We start from the raw sequence: 4,572 nt of genomic DNA on the forward strand, positions 1-4,572 counted from the left end.
TAAGCATTACTCACCCGTCCGCCGCTAGGTTAGGTAGCAAGCTACCTTTCCCCGCTCGACTTGCATGTGTTAAGCCTGCCGCCAGCGTTCAATCTGAGCCATGATCAAACTCTTCAGTTTAAAATCAATAGTACCTTTAAAGGGTACCAATCTTGGCTCATCAATTTTCTGACAAATATTTCTCAAATAAACTTCGAGTAATTTCTACCATCAATCAATGAAAATAATTTCGATCGATCAACCAGTAAAAATCCACACAAGTTGTTCTTCATAATCTCTTAATGATCTTTCTAACACCTCGTCAGTGCCAGAAGCTGGACTTCGATATACTTAACAACTCAGCAATTTGCTTCGTTCGTTTCCGTCTATCTCGTCGGTATGGGCTCATTATAGGGCAATTTCCTACAGGTGCAAGCGCTTTTAACTCACAGGAATCACGACTGTTTTATTTTTATGCACCAATTTGGTTCGTATTTATACAAAACATCATATAACTACATATTTTTAAAACAGAAATATGAATTAAATATTTCTGTTTTATTCTGTACCTAGTTTTTCACAACTGGCGCTTTAATGTTCACACTGTTGATCTTTACAGGCTTCACCGGCACATTTTGATGCATTCCATAGTTTCGAGTCGGTATTTTGGCAATCTGATCGACAATATCCATACCTTTAGTGACCTTACCGAAGACCGCATAGCCTGCATTTCGGGCAGAACGATCCAGAAAATCGTTATCGACCAGATTTACAAAGAATTGTGCTCGTGCAGAATCCGGCTGATTGGTACGCGCCATCGCTAAAGTACCGCGTTTATTTTGCAGACCATTCGATGATTCATTTTTAATTGGAGCTTGGGTATTGGCCTTTTCCTGCATGTTGCTATCAAAGCCCCCACCCTGCACCATAAAGCCGGGAATGACCCGGTGAAAGATAGTGTCCTTATAGAAGTTGCTCTTTACATAGTTTTCAAAGTTCTTTGCCGAGATCGGGGCTTGATCATTAAAGAGCTCAATTTCAATATTTCCCGATGAAGTTTTCATCTCAATAAGGGTATTGGCAGCAAAACCTGGCAGACTGATGGCAGTAAGGGCGATCGCATATAATGATTTCTTTAACATTTTTTAACTCATCTACTTAGAAGTAATGGTTGTGAATGACTGTATATTAATCTTTTATAACCCATAATGCAGTTGCCTGCCGACTAAAGACAAGAGAATAAGAATGAGCCATGCATTATTACAGGAGCAAAATATCCACCAGTTTCCGCCTTGGCATTTACAGGGCGAAGGTTTTATTTTGAATTACTGGCTAACACCCGGCTTTATTCAGCAAGCCAAGCAGTTCCGTATTGCCCCCTCCCCACTGGGTCGCGTGGTACAAGTATTATTGGTGCGTTATCATTCTTCACCCATTGGTCCTTATGATGAGTTACTGATTCTGGATCATCCTTTAATTAGTAAACGACGCCTCAGCTCGATTCCTAAAATTTATGTGTCTACTCATGAATCTGTCGTACACGGCCAGCATTTATGGGGTATTCCCAAAGAACATGCAGAATTTGAATGGCAGGAAAAAAATCAGGAAATATTGTGTCATATTCAGCATCAAAACCAGCGTATGACGATTCGACTCAAAAAAACCAAATCTGCGCGCAAGTTCTATATTAATAGTCATCATATTCCAGCCTCTATGCTCAAAATTCAGCAAGCCTGGAAAGGTCAGCGTTTTCAGTTCAGCCCACAATTCCGTGGTCATCTCTCCAAGCTGTCCCAAGTGGAATGGCAAAATATCAATAATATATTTCCAGATTTTTCTAAAGCCAAGTTGCTACAGAGCTTTTATGTACCCAAGTTTAATCTGATCTTCCCTGAAGCAAAGATTGCGACCAAGCCATAACAACTTATATCAAGCCAGGTATAAAAAAGGCATTTCCATGAGAAACACCTTTTTGTATGCACGTTTTGGATTTAGCTATGTTTATCCCAAAATTTGCGAAAATCTTTGCTGATCTCGATTACATATTTTTTAGCACGGCGGGAAATCGGGGTTAAATTGATAAAACCATGGGCCTGATCGATATAGTCATGATAATAAACACTTACCCCATTTTGACGTAATTTATGTGCATAAATAGAACCTTCATCATGCAAAACATCATGTTGTGCGGTAATCACATAGGCAGGCGGCAAGTTTTTCAATTGACCATAGGTGGGAGAAACCAATGGATCATCCAGTTCAATCTGGTGAGTTTGGGCATACATCAAGGTCACCAGATCAATATCCTGATCTGACAATACCAAGCCGTCTTTATAAGCATAAAAAGAGGGATGACGGCTTTTAAAATCAACCGCCGGATAAAGCAAGAGCTGGGCACGTGCTGCATAAGATTTGCCTGCACTACGCTGCGCCACCACTGCTGCCAGATTTCCACCTGCACTGTCTCCCGCCACCGCAATCCGGTTTTTATACACTTTCAGCTGTTTACTATGCTGATGTGCCCAGGCGAGGGCATCTTCACAGACCTGTACCATCTGCAAGGGACTAAATTCCGGTGTCAGCGGATAAGCCACACTCAGCACCTGTACTTTGGCATGCACTGCCAGAAGGCGACAGAACTCATCATGGCTGTCCAGACCACCCACCATAAATGCACCGCCATGATAAAAAATCACCATAGGCAACTTCTTTTGCGGTGCAGGATGATAATGCCGGGCAAAGATGCTGCCACTTTGCAAAGGCAGACGCAGCTCTTCTACCATTTTCACAGCAGTCGGTCTGGCCTGAATTGTTTTCATGCGCGCATCAAACGCCACCCGTGCCTGTGCGACATCTTCACTCAGAAAGCTGCCATGCCCCTGTTTAAGCTGAATCGCCATCAGGCATTTGACCATGGGGTCTAAATTAGGATAGTGATGAGGATAGTCCAAAGCCTTAACCAATGCGTCTTGTGCAATACCAGGTAAGCGATCCAGCATACGCGCTGCTGTGCCTTGCCCTTTTTCGATTACACTTTTCAGTACTGGATGATTCACAGTCATTATTTTTAGTCCTTATTCTCTTAATTCTTCATAGTTTCTACACGATTAGCGTTTCAGTGACCATATTCTTATATAAGTCTTAATATCTACGTACATATAGTTTTATCCAATACGTTAACCTGATTTATAAAAGATGTCATTGACCATTTAAATGGTATTTTTGACGTAGTTTTGCGAGCTTCAGTATATTTTTTATTTCAAGTTGGGAGAATGCCTATGGCTGGCAAAATTATAGCTCTGTCTCTGGCGACTGCATTTTTGGCTGTAGGCTGTGTTGCTTTCCCTGAAGATGGTGGCTACTACGATGGCCGTTATGATCAGCGTTCTGATCGCCGCTATGAACAGGATCGTCGTTATGATCGGCAACGCTGGGAATATGAACAGCAACGTAAACGTATTGAACTGGATCGACGTAAACAGGAAGTGCAGCGTCGTAACTGGGAACAGGACCGTAAAAGACAGTTAGAACAGGACCAACGTAAAAGCCAGCTGGAACGACAACGCCAGGAACAGCAGCGTAAAAACATGATGATCCAACGGCAAAAACAGGCTGAAACAGAACGTAATAAACGCCGCCTGGAGCAGGATCGTAAACGGATCACCGATCAGCGTGTCAGAAAAGCCCAGCAAAACCGTTCATCTAACCCACGCTGGAGCGATAATCGACGTCAACAGCAACAGCAGCGTCCACGCGATCGCCGTGATTAATACTTTGATTTCACTCTTTGTTAAAAAAGCCTGTAGCAGGCTTTTTTAATGGAAAATTTTATCTCAAGCTGATTGGATAAAAGCAGTATTTTTGCATGAAGGCCGGACTAAGCCGCCAAGCCATCATTTTTATCTTGATCAAATCAAGAATGCTCAATTTTAACAAAAAAAAGGCTTATCTTAGAGAAAAAGATAAGCCACGAAAACACATTTCAAAATAAGAAGAAACTACAGCGATAGAATCTGGAATAAATATTAATCAAAAGTTCATCTATTGAGAAATACTTTATTGCTTAGATATTAATCGCTTTTATGTCTAATAAATAATCAGGCAAAAAAAAGCCAAGTCTTGGGGGAACTCAGCTTAAAAAAAGTAACTTGAAATAAGGCAACAGCAACCGAGTTCGGCTCTCTCCTCTGAACAAGGTCGCTGTCTATGTCAGTATCATGCAATTTTTTTACTAATATTTAAAACAGATTAAAATTATTAAATTTATTTAAAAATACGATTATCAATTTTTTATATTTATTTTCAAATAATTCATGTTTTATTTTAAAGCTCAGACTGTCTATTCAGCGACGTATACAACAATGATCAGATGACTCCTTGATCATTTACTTCAATTTATCTCCGCCTATATCGCGGTAAAAGCCTGCCATCTGCTCGCTGTTTTATTCAGAATTTTGTATAAATCTTCTCTGTACACGACAAAAATAGATAACTCATTGAAATAATGTCACAATAATTGTTTTCTAACGACGAATACTATGACACATCTCAATGAGTTATATCTTATCTTAAACAAATCTCTAAAATGGAACA

The 4,572-nt window shown here is 40.4% G+C and carries 4 protein-coding genes and 1 rRNA gene; 2 read left to right on the forward strand and 3 right to left on the reverse strand.

Features of this window, described 5'->3' with window-relative positions:
* Both FTV48_RS14145 and FTV48_RS14150 read right to left on the reverse strand, forming a co-directional pair.
* Positions 1 to 120 (reverse strand): 16S ribosomal RNA (locus FTV48_RS14145); the annotation flags it as partial.
* A gap of 428 nt (positions 121 to 548) precedes the next feature.
* On the reverse strand, positions 549 to 1,121 hold the full coding sequence (locus tag FTV48_RS14150) for a peptidylprolyl isomerase A (RefSeq protein ID WP_005173555.1): 573 nt from the start codon (positions 1,119 to 1,121) through the stop codon (positions 549 to 551).
* Positions 1,122 to 1,224: 103 nt separating this feature from the next.
* On the opposite strand from FTV48_RS14150, the gene FTV48_RS14155 reads away from it, so the two are divergent.
* Positions 1,225 to 1,899: an acetoacetate decarboxylase family protein gene (locus FTV48_RS14155; RefSeq protein ID WP_005173553.1), complete on the forward strand. Its 675-nt coding sequence runs from the start codon at positions 1,225 to 1,227 to the stop codon at positions 1,897 to 1,899.
* A gap of 71 nt (positions 1,900 to 1,970) precedes the next feature.
* On the opposite strand, the gene FTV48_RS14160 is transcribed toward FTV48_RS14155, so the two are convergent.
* Positions 1,971 to 3,041: an alpha/beta hydrolase gene (locus FTV48_RS14160; RefSeq protein WP_180000735.1), complete on the reverse strand. Its 1,071-nt coding sequence runs from the start codon at positions 3,039 to 3,041 to the stop codon at positions 1,971 to 1,973.
* A 216-nt stretch (positions 3,042 to 3,257) separates the two neighbouring features.
* On the opposite strand from FTV48_RS14160, the gene FTV48_RS14165 reads away from it, so the two are divergent.
* Positions 3,258 to 3,749 (forward strand): hypothetical protein, encoded by a 492-nt coding sequence (locus FTV48_RS14165; RefSeq protein WP_180000736.1) that lies wholly within the window; start codon positions 3,258 to 3,260, stop codon positions 3,747 to 3,749.
* The last annotated feature ends 823 nt before the right edge of the window (positions 3,750 to 4,572 follow it).

The sequence above is a fragment of the Acinetobacter sp. YH18001 genome (genome assembly GCF_013416975.1).
Classification (GTDB): domain Bacteria; phylum Pseudomonadota; class Gammaproteobacteria; order Pseudomonadales; family Moraxellaceae; genus Acinetobacter; species Acinetobacter pseudolwoffii.

Bases quoted from the DNA above. Each gene is read 5' to 3' on its own strand.
- FTV48_RS14150 (WP_005173555.1), bottom strand. From the start codon at position 1,121: ATGTTAAAGAAATCATTATATGCGATCGCCCTTACTGCCATCAGTCTG.
- FTV48_RS14155 (WP_005173553.1), top strand. From the start codon at position 1,225: ATGAGCCATGCATTATTACAGGAGCAAAATATCCACCAGTTTCCGCCT.
- FTV48_RS14160 (WP_180000735.1), bottom strand. From the start codon at position 3,041: ATGACTGTGAATCATCCAGTACTGAAAAGTGTAATCGAAAAAGGGCAA.
- FTV48_RS14165 (WP_180000736.1), top strand. From the start codon at position 3,258: ATGGCTGGCAAAATTATAGCTCTGTCTCTGGCGACTGCATTTTTGGCT.